The organism is Peribacillus huizhouensis (assembly GCF_014138605.1).
GTDB lineage: Bacteria > Bacillota > Bacilli > Bacillales > DSM-1321 > Peribacillus > Peribacillus huizhouensis.
This window is the reverse complement of sequence record NZ_JACJHX010000020.1, coordinates 22,671-48,219: the sequence shown is the minus strand read 5'-3', so window position 1 is coordinate 48,219 and position 25,549 is coordinate 22,671. Positions and strand designations below refer to the sequence as shown.

The following is a 25,549-nucleotide window of genomic DNA, read 5'->3' as shown; positions in this document are numbered from 1 at the left end:
TCCTTTCATGTTTGGTGGCGATAGCAAAGAGGTCACACCCGTTCCCATTCCGAACACGGAAGTTAAGCTCTTTAGCGCCGATGGTAGTTGGGGGTTTCCCCCTGTGAGAGTAGGACGCCGCCAAGCAATCTAAGAGATCAGCTATTTATAGCTGGTCTTTTTTTGTTATAGAAGGTCTTTTTTAAAGATCGGTAACTATTAATCCCCACCCAATTTTGCAAAAAATATTGTGTGACTTAAAACACAGAAATCCGCTGTTCATAGGTCATCAGTGGCCTGAATTATAATTGAATTCCTTCTGTGAGTTTAGGACGACACTAGTAATCAAAAAATCAGCTAGCTATAGTTGATTTTTTTGAATTACATACATATATATGTACTCAATAAATAATTTCACACGACAAGCTCATTATAGCAATGGGGATTTTTCATGCCACTTTTATTGATTAATACTAAATATTTAACTCCTTGCCTTTAGTTAAAATCTAATATATTTGTTTCCTTATCATTTCTTTAACGAAACAAGAGCCCTTTTAATAATGGTTTAAAAAAATCGTTAAACATTAAAAAATTTTTGATTTAAAAGTTAAAATACATAACAAATGGAAATAATGGATCATATAATCAAAAAATAAATGCATCTAAGTTGCAAAATTAGGTTTTCGATGTATAATAATAGTCAAATATAGTCAAAGTCAGAATGGGGGAGGGCGAGTGAAAAATATATCTGATATTATCGAAAGTTATTTAAAACAAGTTCTTGAGATGAGTCAGAAAGACATTTTAGAAATCAAGAGAAGCGAAGTAGCTGATAAGTTTCAATGTGTTCCATCTCAAATAAATTACGTAATTAATACGAGATTTACAATTGAACGAGGCTATTTAGTGGAAAGTAAGCGCGGTGGTGGAGGCTACATTAGAATTATGAAGGTTCAAGCACACGGCCAAGCGGATTTAATAGATCAACTACTGTCGTTAGTTGGGTCTAGAGTCTCTCAATCAGCAGCTGAAGATATTATTATACGCCTTGTGGGTGAGGAGATTATTTCCAAAAGAGAGGCGAAAATCATGCTTAGTGTGATTGATCGTTCGGTAATTTGTATCGATTTGCCTGCACGTGATGAATTAAGGGCAAGCATTCTAAATGCAATGCTAACCACTTTAAAATATAAATAAAGACCTGGCAGAGGTGATGATATGGTTTGCCAAGAATGTAATCAAAGGCCAGCAACTTTGCATTTTACAAAAATTATTAATGGCGAAAAGAAAGAAATCCATATTTGCGATAAGTGCGCCAATGAAAAAGGTGATTTATTTATGCAGAATGGTTCAAATGGATTTTCGATAAACAACTTATTAGCCGGTTTACTTAATATAGAACCATTTCTTCAGCAAGCGAAAGCAAGTACGCTTACACATGTTGATGAATTAAAGTGTAAGAACTGTCATTTGACCTTTAAAGAATTTGTCCATGTTGGGAAATTTGGTTGTGCAACATGTTATGAAACGTTTAAAGATAGTCTGGATCCTATTTTAAAAAGAGTTCATGGCGGCAATACTGCACATGTTGGGAAAATTCCGGAAAGATTAGGCGAAAGTATTCATCTTAGAAAACAAATTAAGGATTTGAAAAGTGAACTTAGAGCCCTAATTGATCAAGAAGAATTTGAACAGGCAGCTTTAATGCGAGATCAAATACGTTCACTTGAAAAAGAGGATATAGCAGCAAAAGAAAGGGGAAATCAGCCATGACTTTAGATCACTTCGCGCAAAATGCAAAAAGCTCTTGGTGGAATGAAGCTGGTCCTGATGCTGATATTGTCCGAAGCTCCAGAATTAGATTGGCGAGAAATTTCAGGGATTTTAGATTTCCAACTATTTACAACAAAGAAGAAGCCAATAAAGTGATGGAACTGGTAAAGGAAAAACTAGGAAAACAAAACACCGATGCAGTAGGAAATTTGGACATATTCGAATTAGAGAAGCTTGAATCTCTCGAAAGACAGGTATTGGTAGAAAAACACTTAATTAGTCCTAATCTAGCTGAAGATTCTTTGTATGGTGCTTGTCTGCTATCTGAAAATGAAGATATTAGTATTATGGTCAATGAGGAGGAACATATCCGGATTCAATGTATGGTATCTGGCTTGCAACTTACTGAAGCTTTAGATCTGGCAAATAAATATGATGATTGGGTGGAGCAGCAGATTGATTATGCGTACGATGAGGAGAGGGGGTATTTAACAAGTTGCCCTACAAATGTAGGAACAGGCTTAAGGGCGTCAGTTATGATGCATTTACCAGGCTTAGTCTTAACTCGTCAAATCAACCAAATTATCCCGGCAATTAACCAGTTAGGTCTTGTGGTCAGAGGAATTTACGGAGAAGGTAGTAGTGCAGTTGGCAATATTTTTCAAATTTCAAACCAAATTACACTTGGAAAATCAGAGAGAGATATTGTGGAAGACTTGACTAGTGTTGTTCAACAAATCATCGCACAAGAAAGGTCTGCTAGAGAAGCATTAGTCAAAACCTCTCACATACAATTAGAAGATAGAGTATATCGTTCTCTTGGAGTTTTATTGAATGCGAGGATTATTGAGTCTAAAGAAGCAGCAACTTGTATATCTGATGTTAGTTTAGGTATCGATTTAGGGTATATAAAAAATATAGAAAAAAGTGTAATGAATGAATTGATGATTTTAACACAGCCCGGATTTTTACAAAAGTACGCAGGCGGGCCATTACAACCATACGAAAGAGATGTTCGCCGCGCTTCGTTAATACGTGAACGGTTAGATTTAGCCCAAATTGAAAATTCTTAAGGAGGAATTATCTTATGATGTTTGGACGATTTACTGAAAGAGCTCAAAAAGTATTAGCATTGGCCCAAGAAGAAGCTATTCGCTTAGGACATAACAATATTGGTACTGAGCATATTCTATTAGGCCTCGTTCGTGAAGGTGACGGTATCGCCGCAAAAGCACTATATGCACTTGGGCTTGGCTCAGATAAAATTCAAAAAGAAGTAGAAAACCTAATTGGTCGAGGTCAAGAGAAGGCTCAAACGATACATTATACGCCAAGAGCTAAAAAGGTTATTGAGCTATCTATGGACGAAGCCCGAAAACTTGGACATTCGTATGTTGGTACTGAGCATGTTCTGCTAGGATTAATTCGCGAGGGAGAAGGCGTAGCAGCCCGTGTCCTTAATAATCTTGGGGTAAGTTTGAACAAAGCACGTCAACAAGTACTACAATTGTTGGGAAGCAATGAGTCTGGTGGTCATCAAGGTGCTGTTTCAGCAAATGCTAGCACACCGACTTTAGATGGCTTAGCCCGTGATTTAACAGCAATTGCACGTGAAGGAAGTCTAGATCCAGTCATTGGACGCAGTAAAGAAATTCAACGTGTAATTGAGGTGTTAAGTCGTCGGACAAAAAATAACCCAGTCTTAATTGGAGAGCCGGGAGTGGGTAAAACAGCCATTGCTGAAGGACTTGCTCAACAAATAATAAATAATGAGGTTCCAGAAATTCTTCGTGATAAGCGAGTTATGACCCTTGATATGGGAACTGTAGTAGCTGGTACGAAATACCGTGGTGAGTTTGAAGATCGTTTGAAGAAAGTGATGGATGAAATTCGCCAAGCTGGAAATATCATTTTATTTATTGATGAACTACACACATTAATTGGTGCTGGTGGAGCAGAAGGAGCAATTGATGCCTCTAATATTTTGAAACCTTCATTAGCTCGTGGTGAATTACAATGTATTGGAGCTACGACTCTTGATGAATATCGAAAATATATTGAGAAGGATGCTGCCTTAGAGCGCAGATTCCAGCCTATAACGGTTAATGAGCCTACATTAGAGGAATCCATTCAAATCCTAAAAGGCTTACGTGATCGTTATGAAGCGCATCACCGTGTCTCTATTACAGACGAAGCGATAGATGCTGCGGTTAAACTCTCTGATCGTTATATTTCTGACCGCTTTCTTCCTGATAAAGCAATTGATTTAATCGATGAAGCTGGTTCAAAAGTTCGATTACGTTCTTATACGACTCCGCCGAATTTAAAAGAATTAGAAGTGAAACTTGATGAAGTACGAAAAGAAAAAGACTCTTCTGTACAGAGCCAAGAGTTTGAAAAGGCAGCCTCTTTACGCGATACTGAACAGCGATTAAGAGAACAACTTGAAGAAACGAAGAAGACTTGGAAAGAAAAACAGGGTCAAGAAAATAGTGAAGTAACCGTCGATGATATTGCTCATGTCGTATCTAGTTGGACGGGTGTCCCTGTTACAAGACTTGCACAAACGGAATCAGATAAATTGTTGAAGATGGAAAGTATTCTTCATGATCGTGTAATTGGTCAAGAGGAAGCGGTAATTGCGGTTGCTAAAGCCGTACGTCGAGCTCGAGCAGGCTTGAAAGACCCCAAACGACCAATAGGCTCATTTATTTTCCTTGGACCTACAGGAGTGGGTAAAACAGAACTAGCAAGAGCGTTGGCTGAATCCATTTTCGGTGATGAAGAGGCAATGATTCGCATTGACATGTCAGAATACATGGAAAAGCATTCGACTTCACGTCTTGTTGGTTCACCTCCTGGATATGTAGGATATGAAGAAGGTGGGCAATTAACCGAAAAAGTACGTAGAAAGCCGTACTCCGTCGTCCTATTAGATGAGATTGAAAAAGCACACCCAGATGTATTCAACATTCTTCTTCAAGTTTTGGAGGACGGCAGATTAACGGATTCTAAGGGGCGTACAGTAGACTTTAGAAATACGATTCTAATTATGACTTCCAATGTAGGAGCAGCCGCTTTAAAATCAAATAAATATGTAGGATTTAACATCCAAGATCAAGGTCAGGATTATAAGGATATGAAAGGAAAAGTGATGGAAGAGCTAAAGCGCGCGTTCCGTCCAGAGTTCCTAAACCGAATTGATGAAACAATTGTATTCCATGCTCTTGAGAGAAAGCACTTGAATGAAATTGTTACACTTATGACAACTCAACTTACAAACCGCTTGAAAGAGCAGGAAATTTTAATTGAATTGACAGATACTGCGAAAGAAAAAATTGCTGAAGAAGGATATGATCCTGAATATGGGGCTCGTCCGATTCGTAGGGCGCTACAAAAGCATGTAGAAGACTACTTATCTGAAGAGCTGCTGAAAGGAAATGTTCAAAAAAATCATCCGGTTACGATTGATGTAAAAGATGGTGAATTTGTACTAAAATATGTAGAACCAGTAAATAGTATTAAATAAGTGGTGACAAGAGGGTGTCCCAAAAGAAGGGTCAGACCCCGCGATAACTAAAGACAGTATATGTTTAGTGTATGAATCACTACATACTGTTTAGAGTGCGAGGTCAGACTCTTATGGGACACTCTCTTTTTTTTTCTAAAAAATTAAAAAAACTGGAATGATTATGAAATAAGCAGGATTATGACAGGTCAATACATAATATCTAGTATAGGGATTTTTTTACATAAACGTATTGGCGATAGAGGCTTATTTATTTTACTAAAAGAAAGGGAAGTTATCATGGCAACGAAAAAAAAGACGAAGTTCATGTGTCAATCATGTGGATATGAGTCAGCAAAATGGATGGGGAAATGCCCTGGCTGTGGAGAATGGAACAAAATGGTTGAGGAAGTTGAAATTGTAAAGCCCACGAGACGCGGAGGGGCCTTTACACATTCAGATGGAATCGCAGGAACGGCCGAGCGGCAAAAGGCAACACCTATTACAACAATTGAAACGTTACAAGAGCCAAGAATTGCTACAGATTTAGCAGAGTTGAATCGAGCATTAGGTGGAGGGATTGTTCAGGGGTCACTTGTTTTAATCGGTGGTGATCCAGGGATTGGTAAATCGACACTTTTGCTACAGGTATCTTCTCAACTCGCACAAAAGGAGAAGAAAGTCCTTTATATTTCTGGAGAAGAGTCGGTAAAACAAACGAAACTGCGTGCAGATCGACTTGGAGTTACATCTGACCATTTATATGTATATTCAGAAACAGATATGGATTATATCCAGCAAGCAATTGCTGAAGTGAATCCCGATCTTGTTATTATTGATTCTATTCAGACAGTCTACCAGTCGGAAGTCACTTCTGCCCCTGGTAGTGTATCGCAGGTCAGGGAATGTACGGCTACATTAATGCGTATCGCGAAATCAAATGGCATCGCCATTTTTATTGTTGGTCATGTAACGAAGGAAGGGGCTATTGCGGGTCCAAGATTATTGGAGCATATGGTAGATACAGTATTGTATTTTGAAGGAGAACGGCACCATACATATCGAATTATCCGAGCCGTTAAGAATCGCTTTGGTTCGACAAATGAAATGGGTATTTTTGAAATGAAGGAGAGCGGTTTAGAAGAGGTCGCAAATCCATCTGAAATATTCCTCGAAGAACGGTCCCAAGGTGCGGCTGGTTCAACAGTTGTCGCTTCGATGGAAGGAACACGCCCAGTGCTTGTGGAAATTCAAGCACTCGTATCTCCGACAAGCTTCGGGAACCCACGAAGGATGGCAACTGGTATTGACCATAATCGGGTATCACTTTTGATGGCTGTTTTAGAAAAAAGGGTAGGATTACTCTTACAGAACCAAGATGCTTATCTAAAGGTAGCTGGTGGAGTAAAGCTGGATGAACCCGCGATAGACCTTGCAGTTGCTGTAAGTATTGCTTCAAGTTTTCGAGACAAAACAACGAAACCTACGGATTGTATTATTGGGGAAGTAGGCCTGACTGGTGAAGTGAGAAGAGTATCAAGAATTGAACAGAGGGTTCAGGAAGCGGTGAAACTTGGTTTTGACCGAGTAATACTTCCAGCTAATAATGTAAGTGGGTGGAGTGCACCTAAAGGAATTGAAATTATCGGAGTGTCAACCGTTGCGGAAGCTCTTCAGTATGCGCTAGGAGGCTAAAAATGACAGACAAAAAAGCATTTGAAAAGATTAAATTAGAAATCCTTCACATGGTTGCCCCAGGTACACCATTAAGAGAAGGGATCGATAATGTCTTGCGTGCTAATACAGGAGGACTCATCGTCGTTGGTGATAATGAGAAAGTCAGGTCAATAGTAGACGGTGGATTTCAAATTAACTCTCCTTGTACACCAAGTACATTATATGAACTGGCAAAGATGGATGGTGCGATCCTATTAAATGAAAAAGCGGATAAAATCATCCTTGCTAATGCACAGTTGGCACCTGACACATCCGTACCCTCCAAGGAAACCGGGATGCGTCATAGAACAGCAGAACGAGTGGCAAGGGAAACAAAATCACTTGTTATTGCAATTTCACAGCGGAGAAATGTTATTACACTTTATCAGGGAAATTTCCAATATGCTCTTAAAGATATTGCTGTTATATTAGCTAAAGCAAATCTTGCGATACAAACGTTGGAAAAATATAAAATTGTTTTGCAGCAAAGCATTAATGAACTGGGATTGCTTGAATTTGAAGATATGGTGACCTATACGGATTTATTGCAGGTCCTCCATCGTTACATTATGGTTTTAAGAATAAAACTCGAGTTAGTTAATTATTTGAATGAGCTTGGAACAGAGGGGAGATTAATCCGTCTTCAGATGAACGAGTTACTTTTTGAGTTGGAAAGTGAAGGGAAATTAATTATAAAAGATTATCTCAATCAGAAGGAAGACCAGCCAAAAGAAATAATCGAAAAGCTACACGAGTTAGCCCAGCAGGAGAAGTTTGAGGAAGGTACTTTGTTAAAGGTACTTGGATATAACGGTTATATTCATTTGGATGAAATTGTAAGTCCGAGGGGGTATCGGATTTTACATAAAATCCCCAGATTGCCATTTTTGATTGTTGAGAATCTTATTAATCAATTTGGCAATTTTATTACCGTCTATCAGGCTTCTGTAGAAGAGTTGGACGATGTTGAAGGTATCGGTGAAGTCCGGGCGAATAAAATTCAAGAAGGTCTGAGACTGCTGAAATCACAACTTGTTGCAGAGCGAAGAATGTGAATGGAATGAATAATTTTTGACACTCCTATTGACGAATGCTAGGCTGAGGTATGGAAGTTATCTATAATTTTATCGTAAAATTTTATCAAAAAATTAAGTAAGAAGGTTTCGAATTTTAATATTTGTTAATAATGAGTAAAGGGAGGTGAAGGGATGTTAAAACGCATTATACAAGCATGTTTCTTAATTGTCGGGGGTACACTTGGAATTGTGTTAATTCCTTGGCTATTAACAATGATACATGTAGATGATATTGCATTATTAAATAACTCTTATGTTACTGCTATTTTAGGAGCCATCATATTTTATCTTATTACTTTTTGGGTTGTAGAGTATGTCGTTAATTTTATGAAGTGGCTAGAGGAACAACTCGTCAAGGCGCCGATTACGGATATTGTTTTCGGAAGTATTGGTTTGCTTGTAGGTCTCTTGGCTGCCTATATTATCGGTTCAGCACTCAATGCCATCCAAGTACCTATTCTAAATACGGTAGCACCGATTCTTTTGACTCTATTATTTGGATATCTCGGTTTTCAAGTAGGCTTTAAGAAGCGGGATGAATTCTTGAATTTATTCTCCAAAGCTGGAAAAAGAAAAATTCAAGGAAGTGAACAGGAATTAGAAGAGCAAAATCGAAAAATGAAAATCCTTGATACAAGCGTCATTATTGATGGAAGAATTGCGGATATTTGCCAAACAGGATTTTTAGAAGGTGTAATTATCATCCCGCAATTTGTTTTAGCGGAGCTTCAACATATTGCCGACTCATCAGATGCATTAAAAAGAAATCGTGGTCGCCGAGGATTGGATATCCTCAATCGCATTCAAAAGGAATTATCGATAAAAGTAGAAATGTATGAAGGTGATTTTGAAGATATTCAAGAGGTGGATAGCAAATTAGTTAAGCTTGCGAAAGTATCCAATGGTGTTGTTGTTACAAATGACTTCAACCTCAATAAAGTGTGTGAATTTCAAGGGGTACCTGTGCTGAATATTAATGATTTAGCCAATGCTGTGAAGCCAGTTGTACTGCCAGGGGAAGAAATGAGTGTACAAGTCATTAAAGATGGGAAAGAGCAGAATCAGGGCGTTGCTTATCTTGACGATGGAACGATGATTGTTGTTGAGGGTGGAAGAGATTATATCGGCAAGCGGATCGATGTATTAGTAACCAGTGTCCTTCAAACATCTGCAGGTCGTATGATTTTTGCAAAGCCTAAACTATTAGAAAAAGCATTATAGGAAGTAAACGGGTCCTATAGTGGCAAGGAGAGGCCGGTATGTTTTATGAAGTAGTCATTCCAGCAGCGGGACAAGGAAAAAGAATGAAGGCTGGAAAGAATAAATTATTTATCGAACTTTTAGAAACTCCAATTATTGTGTATACACTACAAGTATTTGATCGTGACCCTGCCTGTAAGCGGATTATCCTGACGATTAATCCAGATGAAGCAACCATTTTTGAAAGTCTAATTAAGCAGTATGGAATAAAGAAAGAGATTAGGCTTGTTCCAGGTGGTAAAGAGCGTCAACAAAGTGTGTTTAACGGGGTGAAAGAAATCAAGGAAGACGGCCTTGTATTAGTTCACGATGGAGCAAGGCCGTTTATTGACCAATTGCTTATTAACCGTTTAACAGAGGCAGCATCCTCACATGGAGGGGCAATTGTTGCGGTTCCTGTTAAAGATACAATAAAAAAAGTGAAAGAAAGTATGGTTATAGATACCGTGGAGCGATCTAGCTTGTGGGCTGTCCAAACACCACAGGCTTTTCGTGTGTCCATTTTGAAAAGGGCTCATGAGGAAGCAGAAAAAGCCGGTTATTTAGGTACTGATGATGCTAGTCTTCTGGAACGAGTGGGGCAACCTGTTGTAATTATTGAAGGTAATTATGATAACATTAAGATTACGACTCAAGAAGATTTATATTTTGCAGAAGCAATTTTACATAAAAAACCTGTATGGGATTAAAAGGCCACCATTTATCATGAAGGATAAATGATGTAGCACTTTCATAAAAATAAGATGTAAAGGGAGAGATGAAATGATGTTTCGAATTGGACAAGGATTTGATGTTCATCAGTTGGTAGAAGGAAGACCGTTAATTATAGGTGGAGTAACAATTCCTTATGAAAAAGGTTTACTTGGCCATTCAGATGCAGACGTATTACTTCATACAGTTGCCGATGCATGTCTTGGGGCAATCGGTGCAGGTGATATTGGAAAGCATTTCCCGGATACAGATCCAGAGTTTAAGGATGCTGATTCAGCGAAGCTTCTTCAACATGTATGGGCAATAGTGAAAAAGAAAGGTTATGTACTTGGAAATGCAGATTGTACAATCATAGCGCAAAAGCCTAAAATGTCCCCTTATAACGAAAAAATTAAAGCAAGAATAGCTGAGCTGCTGGAAGCTTCCGAGGATCAAATCAATGTAAAGGCAACGACAACGGAAAAGCTTGGTTTTACTGGCCGTGGAGAAGGAATAGCCGCACAAGTTGCTGTACTCTTAGTGAAAGCGGAGTGACCGCCAAGAGATACTTTCTTCATAGACTTATTGGTGGTAAAATAAAATGAGACTTCCCATGTGGTTAGGCCATTTTGGGATTATGAAGTGACGTATGGAATGTATTCATTAGGAGGAGTCAGATATGAGCAGTGACATTCGAGTCCGATATGCGCCTAGTCCAACAGGGCATTTACATATAGGTAACGCACGTACGGCTTTGTTTAATTATTTGTTTGCACGAAATCTAGGCGGGAAGTTTATTATCCGTATTGAAGATACAGACCAAAAGCGGAATATTGAGGGTGGCGAAGAGAGCCAGCTCAAATATTTAAAATGGCTTGGGATTGAGTGGGACGAAAGCATCGATGTTGGTGGGGAATATGGACCTTACCGCCAATCTGAGCGAAATGATATTTACAAAGAATTATATGACGGTCTGCTCGAAAAAGGCTTGGCATATAAATGCTATTGTACTGAAGAGGAAATTGAGGCGGAGCGCGAGGAGCAGCTTGCTCGTAATGAAACGCCTAAATATTCAGGGAAATGCCGTCATTTGACAGAAGAAGAGCGAAGTAAGTTTGAAGCAGAGGGGAGAAAGCCTAGCATCCGCTTTGCTGTTCCCTCTGACAAGGTCTTCACGTTTAAAGATATGGTTAAAGATGAAGTATCCTTTGAATCGGACGGGATTGGCGACTTTGTTATTGTGAAAAAGGACGGGATTCCAACTTATAACTTTGCAGTGGCAGTAGATGATCACTTGATGAAAATCTCGCATGTACTTCGTGGCGACGATCATATTTCAAATACGCCAAAACAATTGATGATTTATGAAGCATTTGGTTGGGAGCCGCCTGTATTTGGACATATGACTCTTATCGTTAATGAGAGTCGTAAGAAATTAAGTAAGCGTGATGAATCAATCATTCAATTTATTGAGCAATATGAAGAATTAGGCTATTTGCCAGAAGCTTTATTCAATTTCATTGCATTATTGGGTTGGTCACCAAGCGGAGAAGAAGAAATCTTTTCAAAAGATGAATTTATCAAAATGTTTGATGCAGACCGCCTGTCAAAATCACCGGCTTTATTTGACACTCAGAAGTTAACATGGATGAACAATCAGTATGTGAAACAACTTGATATCAGCCGTGCTGTAGAAATATCACTGCCTCATCTAGTAAAAGCAGGGAAAATAACTGCTGAAATGAACGAAGAAGAAGCTAAATGGGTTTATCAATTAGTTGATTTGTATCAAGAGCAAATGAGTTTTGGTGCGGAAATCGTTGGACTTTCACAACTATTCTTTAGGGAAGAGTTGGATTTCGAAGAGGAAGCGAAAGAGGTTCTTGCAGAAGAGCAAGTTCCAGAAGTTATGCAAGCATTTCTTCAAGAACTTGATTCCCTTGAAACATTTACTGCTGAGGAAATTAAGAAGGCGATTAAAGCCGTTCAAAAAAGCACAGGACAAAAAGGGAAAAAACTGTTTATGCCGATTCGTGCAGCAGTTACAGGACAAACACACGGACCTGATCTTCCGAAAGCTATTGCGCTTTTAGGTAAGGAAAAAATAAAACAGCGTGTAGAGAACATTTTAAGTTAACAATTTGTTGGAAATGTAATATAGTATTAGATAATTATTAGTTAAAAACGCGTAGATAGGGAGAAGTAAGAAAATGATGCTTGAAAGAGAGAACCATAACCTGCTGAAAGTGGTTTAAGCCCCTCATTTTATGAAATGCACCCTGGAGTCCTTTGCTGAACTAACCAATAGTAGGTAAAGGCGGAACTTCCTCCGTTATCAGGAAACAAGTTGGAAATGGAACGATTTGTTGTACATTTCAAACAGAGTGGAACCGCGCTAACAAAGCGTCTCTGTCTATTGGACAGAGGCGTTTTTTTATTGAACAAAAGAATATATAGGTCGCTAGATACGGTCATTTTTGTCCAAACATCAAGCAAATAGAGAAAAAGAGAAGGGATATATAGGAGGTCACAGCGGTGTTTAAAATGTTCAAGGAAGACTTAGAGGTCATATTTGACCAGGATCCTGCAGCACGTAGTTATCTAGAAGTTATTTTGACATATGCCGGATTGCATGCCATTTGGAGTCATCGACTGGCCCATGCCTTTTATAAACGAAAATTCTTTTTCATTGCAAGAGCTATTTCGCAAATTAGCCGCTTCTTCACTGGTGTTGAAATTCATCCAGGTGCACAAATTGGGAATCGTTTTTTTATTGATCATGGAATGGGGATTGTGATTGGTGAAACTTGTGAAATTGGGAATAATGTATCTGTGTTTCAAGGTGTTACACTTGGAGGAACTGGAAAAGAAAAAGGTAAACGGCATCCCACCATTAAAGACAATGTATTAATTGCTACAGGTGCTAAGGTATTAGGCTCTATTGAAGTTGGGGAAAATTCCAAAATTGGCGCAGGTTCTGTGGTACTGAAAGAAGTCCCCCCGAATTCGACTGTTGTTGGTATTCCAGGAAAAGTCGTTATTCAGGATGGAGTAAGGATAAATAAAGATTTGAACCATACAGATCTTCCTGACCCAATTGCAGACCGCATCATAGAACTGGAAAAAGAACTGTTGGAAATGAAAGCGGAATTGAATGTGTTAAAGGAAGAAAGGAGCAAAGAATATGACTATTAAAATTTATAATACTGTATCACGGCAGAAGGAAGAGTTCATTCCAATAGAAGAAGGTAAGGTGAAGATGTACGTTTGCGGACCTACCGTGTACAACTATATCCATATTGGCAACGCCCGTCCTGCTATTGTGTTTGACACGGTCCGCAATTATCTTAAATTTAGCGGTTATGATGTAAAATTTGTTTCAAATTTTACTGATGTAGATGATAAGTTAATTAAGGCTGCAAAGGAATTAGGTGAAGATGTTCCAACGATTGCAGAACGATTTATTAATGCTTATTTTGAAGATGTCACTGCGTTAGGTTGCAAAAAAGCAGATAAACATCCGACTGTTATGGAAAATATGGATACGATTATTGATTTTGTTTCTGCATTGATTGAAAAAGGATATGCTTATGAATCGGAAGGCGATGTCTACTTCCGAACTCGTAAATTCGATACGTATGGCAAGCTTTCACATCAATCCATTGATGAGCTACGCATTGGCTCAAGAATTGAAGTAGGGGAAAGGAAACAAGATGCGTTAGACTTTGCACTATGGAAAACAGCAAAGGAGGGCGAAATTTCTTGGGAATCTCCGTGGGGAAATGGCCGCCCAGGTTGGCATATTGAATGCTCAGCTATGGCGCAAAAATACCTAGGTGACACGATTGATATTCATGCAGGTGGCCAAGATTTAGCATTCCCGCATCATGAAAATGAAATTGCCCAATCAGAGGCTTTGACTGGGAAAACATTTGCAAAGTACTGGATGCATAATGGCTATATAAATATAGATAATGAAAAAATGTCGAAATCACTAGGGAATTTTGTCCTTGTACACGACATTATTCAGCATCATGATCCACAAGTATTGAGATTCTTCATGTTATCTGTTCATTATCGCCATCCTATTAATTATAGTGAAGAAGTACTTGAGAAAACAAAAGCAGCATTTGACCGTTTGAAAACATCTTTTCAAAACTTAAAGCATCGATTAGATTCTAGTGCCGGATTAGCAGATAGCAATGATTTGTGGTTGAAGAAAATTTCAGAATTACATGATGAATTCACCCGTGAAATGGACGATGACTTTAATACAGCTAATGCCATTTCTGTCTTGTTTGAGCTTTCCAAGCAAGCTAATTACTACATGATGGAAAAGAATACAGATCAGCATGTGATTGAGAAATTCATCGAAGAGTTCAAGTTATTAACGTCCATCCTTGGTTTGACTCTTGAGGAAGAAACATTACTGGATGAAGAAATAGAAGCGTTGATTCAGCAGCGTATCCAAGCGCGTAAAGACAGAAACTTTAAACTTTCAGATGACATTCGAGACCGACTAAAACATTTAAATATTATTCTCGAAGATACACCTCAGGGTACTAGATGGAAAAGAGGATAAACGGTATGCAACACGAGAAGAAAGTCGATGAAAAAATGGTGAATAGCCTTGCTCTTGCTTATATGGGTGATGCCGTATATGAGACGTATATCAGGCATCATCTATTGAAAAAGGGTGCAGTGAAGCCGCATTTACTTCATAAAGAAGCGACTTCATTCGTATCGGCGAAAGCACAAAGTAAAATCATTCATTTTTTTATTGAAAGCAATCAATTAACAGAGGAAGAACGAGCTGTCGTTAGGCGCGGACGGAATGCCAAATCAGGTAGCGTGCCTAAGAATACGGATGTTCAAACTTATCGATATGGTACTGCGTTTGAGGCATTAATGGGTTATGTATATTTATCAGGAAACAATGAGAGATTAGAGGTTCTGATTAATCAATCGATCCAATTTATTGAAGACGAAAAAAGGAGATGAGCTTATGAGCGAGGAATATATCATTGGAAAGAATCCTGTATTAGAAGCATTACGTTCTGAGCGTGATATGAATAAAATATGGATTGCTGAAGGTTCGCAAAAAGGTACAATGCAGCAAATTATTACATTGGCAAAAGAGAGGAATATATTCGTTAATTTTGTCCCGAAAAAAAAGATTGATCAAATGACAGAAGGCATTCATCAAGGGGTTGTTGCACAGGTAGCTGCGTATTCATATGCAGAAGTGGATGATCTATTTGCTGTGGCAGAGTCTCGTGAAGAAGCTCCCTTTTTTATTCTATTAGATGAAATTGAAGATCCTCATAATCTTGGATCGATCATGCGTACAGCAGATGCGGTAGGAGCTCATGGTATTATTATCCCGAAACGTAGAGCTGTGGGCTTAACTGCAACTGTAGCAAAATCATCAACAGGAGCCATCGAATACATTCCTGTTGCCAGAGTTACTAACATGTCTAGAACGATTGATGAATTAAAAGAACGTGGGGTCTGGATTGTTGGTACCGATGCGTTGGGCACTGATGATTACCGAAACATGGATGGTAAGATGCCAATTGGCCTCGTAATCGGCAGCGAAGGAAAGGGAATGGGCCGCCTTATTAAAGATAAATGTGATTTTCTTATTCGTATGCCAATGATCGGAAAGGTAACTTCTTTGAATGCATCTGTTGCAGCAGGGTTGTTGATGTATGAGGTTTATCGAAAAAGAAATCCTTTAGGGGAATAGGTAATGAATATTCTGTTGGTAGACGGTTATAACATTATTGGAGCTTGGCCGGAACTAAGAGAATTAAAGGAACACAATTTATCAGAAGCGCGTGATCGCCTGATAGAGAAGATGGCAGAATATCAAGCTTTTTCAGGTTACAGAGTCATAGTTGTCTTTGATGCCCATTTTGTCCAGGGAATTGAGCGTAAATATAAAAATTTTAAGGTAGAAATTATTTTTACAAGAGAAAACGAGTCCGCAGATGAGCGGATCGAAAAAATGGCTATCCAGTTAAATAATATTAAAACGCAAGTTTACGTGGCAACTTCTGATTTTACTGAACAATGGGTGGTTTTTGGGCAAGGAGCTTTACGAAAATCTGCACGAGAACTATTAATTGAAATGGAACATATAGAAGTTGAAATTGACAAAAAGCTTGATAAAGCGACAAAATTCAAACAAAATTCCAAGATTGATTTAACGGACGAAGTGGCAGAAATTTTTGAAAATTGGCGCCGGGGGAAGTTTTGAGCTGTTGACGAGTAAATTTCGCCTACTGTATAATATTGCTAACTATGCGTACGGTCAGGGGGATAAAATGTGGGGTCCAACTTCGGAATGAAAGTGAATGAGGATTATGGCCAGTTTGATGATGACGTGCTTGTGGATTATGTGCATAAAGGAGACAGTGAGGCTTTGGATTATTTAATCCAAAAATACCGAAACTTTGTAAGAGCTAAAGCTAGAACCTATTTTTTAATTGGTGCTGATAAAGAAGACATCGTACAAGAAGGTATGATAGGTTTATATAAGGCTATTCGTGATTTCAAAGGGGATAAACTGTCAACATTTAAAGCCTTTGCAGAGCTTTGCATTACAAGGCAGATTATTACAGCGATTAAAACAGCAACAAGACAAAAACATATTCCCTTAAACTCATATGTATCTTTGGACAAGCCTATTTATGATGAAGAGTCAGATCGCACACTTATGGATGTTATTTCTGGAGCAAAAGTTTTAGATCCTGAAGAACTGTTCATAAATCAGGAAGAATTTGATGACATCGAATTAAAAATGGCGGAACTATTGAGTGATTTAGAGAGAAAGGTTCTTGCTCTTTATCTAGACGGACAATCTTACCAGGAAATTTCAGAAGAATTAAACCGACACGTGAAGTCTATAGACAATGCCCTACAACGAGTGAAGAGGAAGCTAGAACGATATTTGGAAGTGAGAGAGGTAACCCTGTAATTCCCTGTATTCATGCGGTATTTAAGCTTATTGTTTGTTGACAATAAGTGACAGCCGTGATAAAGTTTTAACGATGTAGAGATAGATAGGTGTGGAAATGATGAGAAAAAAGTTAATCCTCGCTTGTACAGATTGCGGTTCTAGAAACTACTCTTCTGAAAGCAATAAAGCAGTAAGTGTGGAGCGTTTGGAAATTAAGAAATTTTGTAGTACTTGCAATGCCCATACCATGCATAAAGAAACGAAGTAACTGTTTAAATAGATTGACAGAAGCTATCTAAGTTGGTTGGAGGTTACATTCATGAATCGCATAACCGAATTTTTTCGCGGTGTTGCTCGAGAGATGAGGAAAGTAAGCTGGCCTAAAAGAAAAGAGCTTACAAGATATACGGTAGTAGTACTTTCAACCGTTGTCATTATGGCAGTTTTCTTTGCTGTAGTAGATTTAGGCATATCTGAACTAATTCGTCTTGTTATTGAATAAGAGATTCCAAAATAAGCTATAATAGTGCTAAAATAATAAACAACAGTAAAAAGCCCGGAAACGGGTTTTTTAATTTGTCTTTTTTAAGAGTAAGAAAGCGTAAGTTTTCAAACGGATTTTGATGCTGAGCGAAAGTTACCTTATCAGTTAATAGACAAATAATTGAATAGGGAGAAAAACATTGTTCTCTATCTTGTTTGTCATATACAAGCCTTTGTAATTAACAAAGTGCTTTTCGCTTTTCTTAAAAGTAATTCATCTGGAAGTCAGCAATGCCTTCTTGGACTTTTCATGTAAAAATGAAAACAATATGAAAAAAAGAACTGTATAGGGAGGGAAGGGCGATTTAGTCCTATTAACATGGAAAAAAATTGGTATGTTGTACACACATACTCAGGATATGAGAATAAAGTAAAAGCGAATCTTGAGAAACGTGTAGAAACAATGGCGATGCAAGATAAGATCTTCCGCGTCGTTGTTCCTGAAGAAGAAGAAACAGAAATTAAAGATGGTAAGAAGAAGGTTCTGAAAAAGAAAGTATTTCCGGGTTATGTACTTGTGGAAATCATTATGACGGATGATTCTTGGTATGTAGTTCGAAATACTCCTGGGGTAACAGGGTTTGTTGGTTCTTCTGGAGCTGGTTCAAAACCAACGGCTTTACTACCTGAAGAAATTGAAGTAGTTCTAAAACGCATGGGTGTTGATGAACAACGAATTGAAGTAGATTTCGAGTTAGGTGACACAGTTACGGTTAAAGAAGGACCATTTTCCAATTTCTCAGGAGTTATTGAAGAATTGGATAAGGACAAAAGTAAAGTACGGGTGCTGGTCAATATGTTTGGCAGAGATACCCCGGTTGAACTAGATTTTAATCAGGTGGAAAAAATATAATCTGAAAAAACTTGAAATCATTGTTGGAAAGTGGTAAAATTTCATAGGTCAGTATGTTTCTATTACGAGACCTAAATGATACAAACATTCTTTATTTAAATAAAGAATTTAAGATGAGTGGGAGGGTATACCCCTATTACCACATCACGGACTTAGACTTATAAGGAGGTGTGTCTCGTGGCTAAAAAAGTAATTAAAATGGTTAAATTGCAAATTCCTGCTGGGAAAGCGAATCCGGCACCGCCGGTTGGTCCTGCACTAGGTCAAGCTGGTGTTAACATCATGGGATTCTGTAAGGAGTTCAACGCTCGTACAGCAGATCAAGCTGGTCTAATTATTCCTGTTGAAATTACGGTATTTGAAGACCGTTCATTTACATTCGTAACAAAAACTCCACCTGCTGCAGTATTGCTTAAAGTTGCAGCTGGAATTGAGTCTGGTTCTGGTGAACCTAACCGTAATAAAGTTGCTACAGTCAAACGTGATAAAGTACGCGAGATTGCAGAAACAAAAATGCCTGATCTAAACGCAGCAAACGTTGAGTCTGCAATGCGTATGGTTGAAGGTACAGCACGCAGCATGGGTATTGTCATCGAAGATTAATCCCATCTAAACAGTTATTCGTTTCTACGGGGTTGCGATTCATACTCGCAACCTTTATTCGTGGGAGGTTATTCCGTTAAAACCACAATATAGGAGGATTTTATATCATGGCTAATAAAGGTAAAAAGTATCTTGAAGCGGTACAATTAATTGACCGTACTAAAGCATATTCAGTAGCAGAAGCTGTAGAACTTGCTAAAAAAACTAGCTTTGTAAAATTTGATGCAACAGTTGAAGTTGCTTTCCGTTTAGGCGTTGACCCTAAGAAAGCTGACCAACAAATCCGTGGAGCAGTCGTGCTTCCGAACGGAACTGGTAAAACTCAACGTGTATTAGTATTTGCTAAAGGCGAAAAAGTTAAAGAAGCTGAAGCAGCAGGTGCTGATTATGTTGGAGACGCAGAATACATCAACAAAATCCAACAAGGTTGGTTCGAATTTGATGTAATCGTAGCTACTCCAGATATGATGGGTGAAGTTGGTAAATTAGGACGAGTATTAGGACCAAAAGGTCTTATGCCGAACCCTAAAACTGGTACAGTTACATTTGATGTAACGAAAGCAGTTAACGAAATTAAAGCTGGTAAAGTTGAATACCGCGTTGACAAAACAGGTATCATTCATGCTCCAATTGGTAAAGCTTCTTTCGAAGACAGCAAATTGGTTGAGAACTTTACAACTATCTATGACACATTAATGAAAGTTAAACCTGCGGCAGCTAAAGGAACTTACATGAAAAATGTTTCTGTAACGACTACAATGGGCCCTGGTGTTAAGGTTGATCCTTCTTCATTCAATGTAAAAAATTAACATTTGACAATATGAAACGATTATTGCTATAATCTGTTTTGTTAATATAAAAGAATATCATTTGTACCGTAGACAGTAGGTGCTCACGTCTTGAGCTTAATTTCCTGCCGAGGTAATTCGATAAAATAGTCCATGACTATGACTTTCAAATTACTGCCTCCTCGTCTGCAAGATGTGGAGGCTTTATCTTTGACCGGTATAAATGTTTTCAAGCAAATCTATAGGAGGTGTAAGGATGAGCGCCATTATCGAACAAAAGGTTCAAATTGTTAATGAGATCGCAGAGAAATTCAAAGCTAGCCAATCAACTGTTGTTGTTGACTACCGCGGATTATCTGTATCAGAATTAACAGAACTTCGTAAACAACTTCGTGAAGCGGGCGTTGAGTTCAAGGTTTACAAAAACTCTATGACTCGTCGTGCTGCTGAAGCTGCTGAATTAGTTGCTTTAAATGAATCATTGACTGGCCCGAACGCAATTGCATTCTCTACTGAAGATGTTATTGCTCCTGCGAAAATCCTTAACGATTTCGCGAAAAAACATGAAGCATTAGAAATTAAAGCTGGAGTTATCGAAGGAAATGTTGCATCAGCTGAAGAAATTAAAGCTCTTGCAGAACTTCCATCACGCGAAGGTCTACTTTCTATGCTACTCAGCGTGCTACAAGCACCTATTCGCAATCTTGCTCTTGCTACAAAAGCTGTGGCAGAACAAAAAGAAGAACAAGGAGCGTAAGCTAGCGCTTTGCCCTTGGTAATCAAAAACTAAAACAAACCCTAGGAGGAAATATACAATGACTAAAGATCAAATCATTGAAGCAGTTAAAACGATGACTGTTTTAGAACTAAATGACCTAGTTAAAGCAATCGAAGAAGAATTTGGCGTAACTGCTGCTGCTCCAGTAGCTGTAGCTGCTGCTGGTGGCGTTGCTGCTGAAGAAAAAACTGAGTTTGACGTTGTTCTTGCATCTGCAGGCGACCAAAAAATCAAAGTTATCAAAGTTGTTCGTGAAATCACAGGACTTGGTCTTAAAGAAGCGAAAGAACTTGTTGATAACACTCCTAAAGCAATCAAAGAAGGCGTATCTAAAGAAGAAGCTGAAGAATTCAAAGCTAAACTTGAAGAAGTTGGAGCTGGCGTTGAAGTTAAGTAATTTTGCTTGTTAAAAAGCTCGCTATTATGGCGGGCTTTTTTTCTCTTACTTTTGAAAGTGTAAGTGATACACAGATATATTGTTGTAAACAGTAAGCTTCTAATCTTCACAAATCTTCTCTCAAAATTCTTCAATTAATCTTTTCTGATAGGAGGAGATGACTCTGGCAGATCATTACTACTCACAAAAACCGGATGTTGAAAGCAATCCGAAATTTTGGGACTACACTCTGAGAGGACGCTCATTTCGTTTTAAAAGCGATAATGGAGTGTTCTCTAAAAACGACATCGATTTTGGCTCGCGTTTATTAATTGAAACTTTTACATTTGAAGAGGAGACAAAAGGGAGTATTCTAGATGTTGGTTGTGGATACGGCCCGATTGGACTTTCTATTGCTGCAGCCTTTCCTGAAAGAACAGTGGAGTTGGTAGATATTAATAGCCGTGCTGTTGCTCTTGCGAAGGATAATGCGAAAACGAATGGAATTACAAATGTAAATATTCATGAAAGTGATCAATTGGACAGAGTAGAAATTACTCAATTCGCAGCAATATTGACTAACCCGCCTATTCGTGCGGGAAAAAATGTTGTTCATGGCATTTTAGAAAAAAGTCATGCGAAATTAAAAAATGGCGGCGAGTTATGGGTCGTCATTCAGAAAAAACAAGGTGCTCCATCAGCAATGGAGAAGATGGAACAGGTTTTTGGGAATGTCAGAACGGTTGTAAAGAAAAAAGGTTATTATATACTTGTATCTAAAAAAGTTTGACTCAATTTTTTTGCTATGTTAGTATTATAAAATGCATATATTATAATTCCTTAACTATGCAATTTTTATACAAAAGGTGTATAGAAAGTGGATTAATTGGAAAAAATATATAAATAATAGTTCGTTTTATGAGAAATTGTGGTTTTTAAACAAAAACCATTTTCTTTTTGTCTATGGAAATACATGTTTCCACAAGACAAATGGAACCTTATAACGCTTGATTTAAGGGGTGAATCGGTTGACAGGTCAACTAGTTCAGTATGGACGACACCGCCAACGTAGAAGTTATGCAAGAATCAGTGAGGTATTGGAATTACCAAACCTAATTGAAATTCAAACCGCTTCTTATCAATGGTTTCTTGATGAAGGGTTAAGAGAGATGTTCCAGGATATTTCTCCGATTGAGGACTTTACGGGCAATTTATCGCTTGAATTTATCGATTACAGTTTGGGAGATCCCAAGTATTCGGTAGAAGAATCGAAAGAACGTGATGTAACGTACTCAGCACCACTTCGAGTAAAAGTCAGACTTGTAAATAAAGAAACTGGGGAAGTCAAAGACCAAGATGTATTCATGGGTGATTTCCCTCTTATGACTGAAACAGGTACATTTGTCATTAATGGTGCAGAACGCGTTATTGTTTCGCAACTTGTTCGTTCGCCAAGTGTGTACTACAACGGAAAAATGGACAAAAACGGAAAGTACGGCTTTACAGCTACTGTTATCCCAAACCGAGGTGCGTGGTTGGAATACGAAACAGATGCAAAAGACGTAGTTTATGTCAGAATTGATCGCACACGTAAATTGCCAATTACAGTATTAATGAGAGCTCTTGGGTTTGGGTCAGATCAAGAAATTCTTGACCTTATTGGAGACAATGAGTATATCCGTAATACGCTTGAAAAGGATAATACCGAAAGTGTAGAAAAAGCATTGCTTGAGATTTACGAACGTCTTCGTCCAGGTGAACCACCGACTGTAGAAAACGCGAAAAGCCTTTTGGTATCACGTTTCTTTGATCCGAAACGTTATGATTTGGCGAATGTAGGCCGTTATAAAATTAATAAAAAGCTCCATATTAAAAATCGTTTATTCGGTCAGCGTATTGCAGAAACATTAGTGGATCCGGAAACTGGTGAAATTATTGTTGAAAAAGGCACTCTTTTAGATCGACGCACTTTAGATCGCATTCTTCCACATCTTGATGAAGGAATTGGTAACCGCACATACCAGCCAGTAGGCGGTGTGGTTGAAGATGAGATTTTGCTACAACCAATTAAAATTTATGCACCAAATGATACAGAAGGCGAGAAAATTATCAACGTAACTGGAAATGCGAATGTAACGGACCGGGTGAAGAATATCACTCCAGCCGACATTTTATCTTCTATTAGTTATTTCTTTAATTTACTTCACGGAGTAGGGATTACAGATGATATTGATCACCTTGGTAATCGTAGACTTCGTTCAGTTGGTGAATTATTACAAAATCAATTCCGGATTGGGTTATCAAGGATGGAACGTGTGGTACGTGAAAGAATGTCCATTCAAGACACGAATACCATTACACCGCAACAATTGATTAATATTCGACCGGTAATTGCTTCTATTAAAGAATTCTTCGGAAGTTCTCAACTTTCGCAGTTCATGGACCAAACAAATCCATTGGGAGAATTGACGCATAAACGTCGTCTTTCTGCATTAGGACCAGGCGGTTTAACACGTGAACGTGCTGGCTTTGAAGTACGGGATGTTCACTATTCTCACTATGGGCGGATGTGTCCAATTGAAACACCGGAGGGTCCAAACATTGGACTTATCAACTCATTATCCAGCTACGCGAAGGTGAATCCATATGGATTTATTGAAACACCATTCCGTCGTGTTGATCCGGAAACTGGAAAAGTTACAGATCGAATTGACTATTTGACAGCAGATGAAGAAGATAACTATGTAACTGCTCAAGCGAATACTCGTTTAGCTGATGATGGTTCATTTGTTGATGATAAAATTGTAGCCCGTTTCCGTGGCGAAAACACAGTAGTACCACGCGACCGCGTTGACTACATGGATGTTTCACCGAAGCAGGTTGTATCCGCGGCGACAGCATGTATTCCTTTCTTAGAGAACGATGACTCTAACCGTGCTCTTATGGGAGCGAACATGCAACGTCAAGCAGTTCCGTTACTACAACCAGAAGCACCACGTGTTGGAACAGGTATGGAATACGTATCTGCTAAAGATTCTGGAGCAGCTGTTATTTGTAAGCACGAAGGAATCGTAGAGCATGTAGAATCACGTGAAGTCTGGGTACGACGAGTAAGTATTGTAGATGGACAAGAGGTAAAAGGAAATCTTGATAAATACCGTCTATTGAAATTTATCCGTTCTAACCAAGGTACGTGTTATAACCAACGCCCAATCGTAAGTGTAGGGGACAAAGTGGTCAAAGGTGAAATATTAGCTGATGGTCCGTCAATGGAATCAGGTGAACTTGCTTTAGGTCGTAACGTTCTTGTAGCATTCATGACATGGGATGGCTATAACTATGAAGATGCCATTATTATGAGTGAACGTCTTGTGAAAGATGATGTATATACATCTATTCACATTGAAGAATATGAGTCAGAATCACGAGATACAAAACTTGGGCCTGAAGAAATTACCCGAGATATACCAAACGTTGGGGAAGATGCACTTCGTAATCTTGACGAACGTGGCATAATCCGCATCGGTGCAGAAGTTAAAGATGGAGACTTACTGGTAGGTAAAGTAACGCCAAAAGGTGTAACTGAACTTACAGCTGAAGAACGTCTTTTACACGCTATATTTGGTGAAAAAGCACGTGAAGTACGTGATACGTCCCTACGTGTACCTCATGGTGGCGGTGGAATTGTACATGATGTTAAAGTGTTTAACCGTGAAGATGGAGATGAGCTTCCACCAGGTGTAAACCAACTTGCACGTGTATATATTGTACAAAAACGTAAAATTCATGAAGGCGACAAAATGGCAGGTCGTCATGGTAATAAAGGGGTTATCTCTCGTATTCTTCCTGAAGAAGATATGCCGTATTTACCAGATGGCACACCTGTTGACATCATGTTAAACCCGTTAGGTGTACCATCCCGTATGAACATCGGGCAAGTATTGGAATTACATTTAGGAATGGCTGCTAGAGCTCTTAATATCCATGTTGCATCTCCAGTATTCGATGGAGCAACAGAGGAAGATGTTTGGGCAACAATTGCTGAAGCTGGTATGGCAAGCGATGCGAAAACAGTCTTATATGACGGGCGTTCAGGTGAACCATTCGATAACCGTGTATCAGTCGGTGTCATGTATATGATCAAACTTGCTCACATGGTTGATGATAAGCTTCACGCTCGATCAACAGGACCTTATTCACTCGTTACACAGCAGCCGCTTGGAGGTAAAGCGCAATTTGGTGGGCAGCGTTTCGGTGAAATGGAAGTTTGGGCACTTGAGGCATATGGTGCTGCATACACCTTGCAAGAAATCCTTACAGTTAAGTCCGATGATGTCGTCGGTCGTGTGAAAACATATGAGGCGATTGTGAAGGGTGAAAATGTTCCAGAGCCAGGTGTTCCTGAATCATTTAAAGTATTGATTAAAGAGCTTCAAAGCTTAGGGTTGGATGTTAAAATCATGAATGCTGAAGACCGCGAAGTGGAAATGCGTGATTTAGAAGATGAAGATGATGTAAATCATTCTGACTCCTTAAACATTGATACAGAAGGCAAAGAAATGGTTGCCTCAGATGCTGGCTTAAAGACAAATGCCATCACAACGGATTAACGCTTTGAATAAATAGTTTATTTTACCACTCT

25 protein-coding genes, 1 rRNA gene and 2 other annotated features are annotated in these 25,549 nt (G+C 38.7%); all 26 genes read left to right on the top strand.

The features are described 5' to 3' along the window. Positions 1–10: 10 nt before the first annotated feature. The 26 genes from rrf (at position 11) to rpoB (ending at position 25,517) form a co-directional block, all read left to right on the top strand. A 5S ribosomal RNA gene (rrf, locus tag HNP81_RS20400) occupies positions 11–126 on the top strand. 588 nt (positions 127–714) lie between these two features. Next, positions 715–1,176, top strand: coding sequence for a CtsR family transcriptional regulator (locus HNP81_RS20395; protein WP_028390492.1), 462 nt, complete (start codon positions 715–717; stop codon positions 1,174–1,176). Between the two features lie 21 nt (positions 1,177–1,197). Then, a complete protein-coding gene (gene mcsA, locus HNP81_RS20390; protein WP_028390491.1) occupies positions 1,198–1,752 on the top strand; it encodes a protein-arginine kinase activator protein McsA in 555 nt (184 codons plus the stop codon). Further along, positions 1,749–2,825: a protein-arginine kinase McsB gene (gene mcsB, locus HNP81_RS20385; protein WP_182503826.1), complete on the top strand. Its 1,077-nt coding sequence runs from the start codon at positions 1,749–1,751 to the stop codon at positions 2,823–2,825. The genes mcsA and mcsB overlap by 4 nt, the downstream gene beginning before the upstream one ends. Positions 2,826–2,839: 14 nt before the next feature. Further along, positions 2,840–5,281, top strand: a complete 2,442-nt coding sequence (gene clpC / locus HNP81_RS20380) for an ATP-dependent protease ATP-binding subunit ClpC (protein ID WP_028390489.1) — start codon at positions 2,840–2,842, stop codon at positions 5,279–5,281. A 279-nt stretch (positions 5,282–5,560) separates the two neighbouring features. Then, on the top strand, positions 5,561–6,955 hold the full coding sequence (radA, locus tag HNP81_RS20375; RefSeq protein ID WP_034300591.1) for a DNA repair protein RadA: 1,395 nt from the start codon (positions 5,561–5,563) through the stop codon (positions 6,953–6,955). Positions 6,956–6,957: 2 nt separating this feature from the next. Further along, complete coding sequence (gene disA, locus HNP81_RS20370) at positions 6,958–8,031, top strand: DNA integrity scanning diadenylate cyclase DisA (RefSeq protein WP_028390487.1); 1,074 nt, start codon at positions 6,958–6,960, stop codon at positions 8,029–8,031. A 153-nt stretch (positions 8,032–8,184) separates the two neighbouring features. Then, entirely contained in the window at positions 8,185–9,273 is a 1,089-nt protein-coding gene (locus HNP81_RS20365) for a PIN/TRAM domain-containing protein (RefSeq protein ID WP_028390486.1), read from the top strand. Positions 9,274–9,311: 38 nt separating this feature from the next. Further along, entirely contained in the window at positions 9,312–10,001 is a 690-nt protein-coding gene (gene ispD / locus HNP81_RS20360; RefSeq protein WP_028390485.1) for a 2-C-methyl-D-erythritol 4-phosphate cytidylyltransferase, read from the top strand. A gap of 76 nt (positions 10,002–10,077) precedes the next feature. Beyond that, complete coding sequence (gene ispF / locus HNP81_RS20355; protein WP_182503828.1) at positions 10,078–10,557, top strand: 2-C-methyl-D-erythritol 2,4-cyclodiphosphate synthase; 480 nt, start codon at positions 10,078–10,080, stop codon at positions 10,555–10,557. 124 nt (positions 10,558–10,681) lie between these two features. Beyond that, a complete protein-coding gene (gene gltX, locus HNP81_RS20350) occupies positions 10,682–12,139 on the top strand; it encodes a glutamate--tRNA ligase (protein ID WP_182503825.1) in 1,458 nt (485 codons plus the stop codon). Between the two features lie 43 nt (positions 12,140–12,182). Further along, positions 12,183–12,416 (top strand) — a binding site (T-box leader). A gap of 121 nt (positions 12,417–12,537) precedes the next feature. Beyond that, a complete protein-coding gene (gene cysE, locus HNP81_RS20345; RefSeq protein WP_182503824.1) occupies positions 12,538–13,197 on the top strand; it encodes a serine O-acetyltransferase in 660 nt (219 codons plus the stop codon). Continuing rightward, a complete protein-coding gene (gene cysS / locus HNP81_RS20340) occupies positions 13,187–14,584 on the top strand; it encodes a cysteine--tRNA ligase (RefSeq protein ID WP_028390481.1) in 1,398 nt (465 codons plus the stop codon). The genes cysE and cysS overlap by 11 nt, the downstream gene beginning before the upstream one ends. Positions 14,585–14,589: 5 nt before the next feature. Beyond that, entirely contained in the window at positions 14,590–15,003 is a 414-nt protein-coding gene (locus HNP81_RS20335) for a Mini-ribonuclease 3 (RefSeq protein WP_034300586.1), read from the top strand. A 4-nt stretch (positions 15,004–15,007) separates the two neighbouring features. Beyond that, on the top strand, positions 15,008–15,751 hold the full coding sequence (gene rlmB / locus HNP81_RS20330; protein ID WP_182503823.1) for a 23S rRNA (guanosine(2251)-2'-O)-methyltransferase RlmB: 744 nt from the start codon (positions 15,008–15,010) through the stop codon (positions 15,749–15,751). Between the two features lie 3 nt (positions 15,752–15,754). Beyond that, the gene (locus tag HNP81_RS20325; RefSeq protein ID WP_028390478.1) at positions 15,755–16,264 is read left to right on the top strand and encodes an NYN domain-containing protein; all 510 of its coding nucleotides are present in this window, start codon (positions 15,755–15,757) and stop codon (positions 16,262–16,264) included. An 87-nt stretch (positions 16,265–16,351) separates the two neighbouring features. Continuing rightward, positions 16,352–16,984, top strand: a complete 633-nt coding sequence (sigH, locus tag HNP81_RS20320) for an RNA polymerase sporulation sigma factor SigH (protein WP_034300600.1) — start codon at positions 16,352–16,354, stop codon at positions 16,982–16,984. A 97-nt stretch (positions 16,985–17,081) separates the two neighbouring features. Beyond that, complete coding sequence (gene rpmG, locus HNP81_RS20315) at positions 17,082–17,234, top strand: 50S ribosomal protein L33 (protein WP_376766773.1); 153 nt, start codon at positions 17,082–17,084, stop codon at positions 17,232–17,234. 51 nt (positions 17,235–17,285) lie between these two features. Then, positions 17,286–17,468 (top strand): preprotein translocase subunit SecE, encoded by a 183-nt coding sequence (secE, locus tag HNP81_RS20310; protein ID WP_182503821.1) that lies wholly within the window; start codon positions 17,286–17,288, stop codon positions 17,466–17,468. A 360-nt stretch (positions 17,469–17,828) separates the two neighbouring features. Then, entirely contained in the window at positions 17,829–18,362 is a 534-nt protein-coding gene (gene nusG / locus HNP81_RS20305; RefSeq protein ID WP_028390475.1) for a transcription termination/antitermination protein NusG, read from the top strand. Between the two features lie 177 nt (positions 18,363–18,539). Beyond that, positions 18,540–18,965, top strand: a complete 426-nt coding sequence (rplK, locus tag HNP81_RS20300; RefSeq protein ID WP_028390474.1) for a 50S ribosomal protein L11 — start codon at positions 18,540–18,542, stop codon at positions 18,963–18,965. A gap of 107 nt (positions 18,966–19,072) precedes the next feature. Further along, positions 19,073–19,774 (top strand): 50S ribosomal protein L1, encoded by a 702-nt coding sequence (rplA, locus tag HNP81_RS20295; protein ID WP_028390473.1) that lies wholly within the window; start codon positions 19,073–19,075, stop codon positions 19,772–19,774. Between the two features lie 48 nt (positions 19,775–19,822). Next, positions 19,823–19,971 (top strand) — a sequence feature (ribosomal protein L10 leader region). Between the two features lie 38 nt (positions 19,972–20,009). Beyond that, entirely contained in the window at positions 20,010–20,510 is a 501-nt protein-coding gene (gene rplJ / locus HNP81_RS20290; protein ID WP_028390472.1) for a 50S ribosomal protein L10, read from the top strand. A 58-nt stretch (positions 20,511–20,568) separates the two neighbouring features. Continuing rightward, on the top strand, positions 20,569–20,928 hold the full coding sequence (rplL, locus tag HNP81_RS20285) for a 50S ribosomal protein L7/L12 (RefSeq protein WP_182503820.1): 360 nt from the start codon (positions 20,569–20,571) through the stop codon (positions 20,926–20,928). Between the two features lie 163 nt (positions 20,929–21,091). Then, positions 21,092–21,697, top strand: a complete 606-nt coding sequence (locus tag HNP81_RS20280; protein WP_182503827.1) for a class I SAM-dependent methyltransferase — start codon at positions 21,092–21,094, stop codon at positions 21,695–21,697. A gap of 238 nt (positions 21,698–21,935) precedes the next feature. Then, positions 21,936–25,517 carry a DNA-directed RNA polymerase subunit beta gene (gene rpoB, locus HNP81_RS20275; RefSeq protein ID WP_028390469.1) on the top strand — a complete coding sequence of 1,194 codons (3,582 nt, stop codon included), beginning with the start codon at positions 21,936–21,938 and terminating at the stop codon, positions 25,515–25,517. Positions 25,518–25,549 lie beyond the last annotated feature (32 nt).

Coding starts and splice junctions, on each gene's coding strand:
- mcsA (WP_028390491.1), top strand. CDS start 1,198: ATGGTTTGCCAAGAATGTAATCAAAGGCCAGCAACTTTGCATTTTACA.
- mcsB (WP_182503826.1), top strand. CDS start 1,749: ATGACTTTAGATCACTTCGCGCAAAATGCAAAAAGCTCTTGGTGGAAT.
- clpC (WP_028390489.1), top strand. CDS start 2,840: ATGATGTTTGGACGATTTACTGAAAGAGCTCAAAAAGTATTAGCATTG.
- radA (WP_034300591.1), top strand. CDS start 5,561: ATGGCAACGAAAAAAAAGACGAAGTTCATGTGTCAATCATGTGGATAT.
- disA (WP_028390487.1), top strand. CDS start 6,958: ATGACAGACAAAAAAGCATTTGAAAAGATTAAATTAGAAATCCTTCAC.
- HNP81_RS20365 (WP_028390486.1), top strand. CDS start 8,185: ATGTTAAAACGCATTATACAAGCATGTTTCTTAATTGTCGGGGGTACA.
- ispD (WP_028390485.1), top strand. CDS start 9,312: ATGTTTTATGAAGTAGTCATTCCAGCAGCGGGACAAGGAAAAAGAATG.
- ispF (WP_182503828.1), top strand. CDS start 10,078: ATGTTTCGAATTGGACAAGGATTTGATGTTCATCAGTTGGTAGAAGGA.
- gltX (WP_182503825.1), top strand. CDS start 10,682: ATGAGCAGTGACATTCGAGTCCGATATGCGCCTAGTCCAACAGGGCAT.
- cysS (WP_028390481.1), top strand. CDS start 13,187: ATGACTATTAAAATTTATAATACTGTATCACGGCAGAAGGAAGAGTTC.
- HNP81_RS20335 (WP_034300586.1), top strand. CDS start 14,590: ATGCAACACGAGAAGAAAGTCGATGAAAAAATGGTGAATAGCCTTGCT.
- rlmB (WP_182503823.1), top strand. CDS start 15,008: ATGAGCGAGGAATATATCATTGGAAAGAATCCTGTATTAGAAGCATTA.
- HNP81_RS20325 (WP_028390478.1), top strand. CDS start 15,755: ATGAATATTCTGTTGGTAGACGGTTATAACATTATTGGAGCTTGGCCG.
- sigH (WP_034300600.1), top strand. CDS start 16,352: ATGAAAGTGAATGAGGATTATGGCCAGTTTGATGATGACGTGCTTGTG.
- rpmG (WP_376766773.1), top strand. CDS start 17,082: ATGATGAGAAAAAAGTTAATCCTCGCTTGTACAGATTGCGGTTCTAGA.
- secE (WP_182503821.1), top strand. CDS start 17,286: ATGAATCGCATAACCGAATTTTTTCGCGGTGTTGCTCGAGAGATGAGG.
- nusG (WP_028390475.1), top strand. CDS start 17,829: ATGGAAAAAAATTGGTATGTTGTACACACATACTCAGGATATGAGAAT.
- rplA (WP_028390473.1), top strand. CDS start 19,073: ATGGCTAATAAAGGTAAAAAGTATCTTGAAGCGGTACAATTAATTGAC.
- rplJ (WP_028390472.1), top strand. CDS start 20,010: ATGAGCGCCATTATCGAACAAAAGGTTCAAATTGTTAATGAGATCGCA.
- rplL (WP_182503820.1), top strand. CDS start 20,569: ATGACTAAAGATCAAATCATTGAAGCAGTTAAAACGATGACTGTTTTA.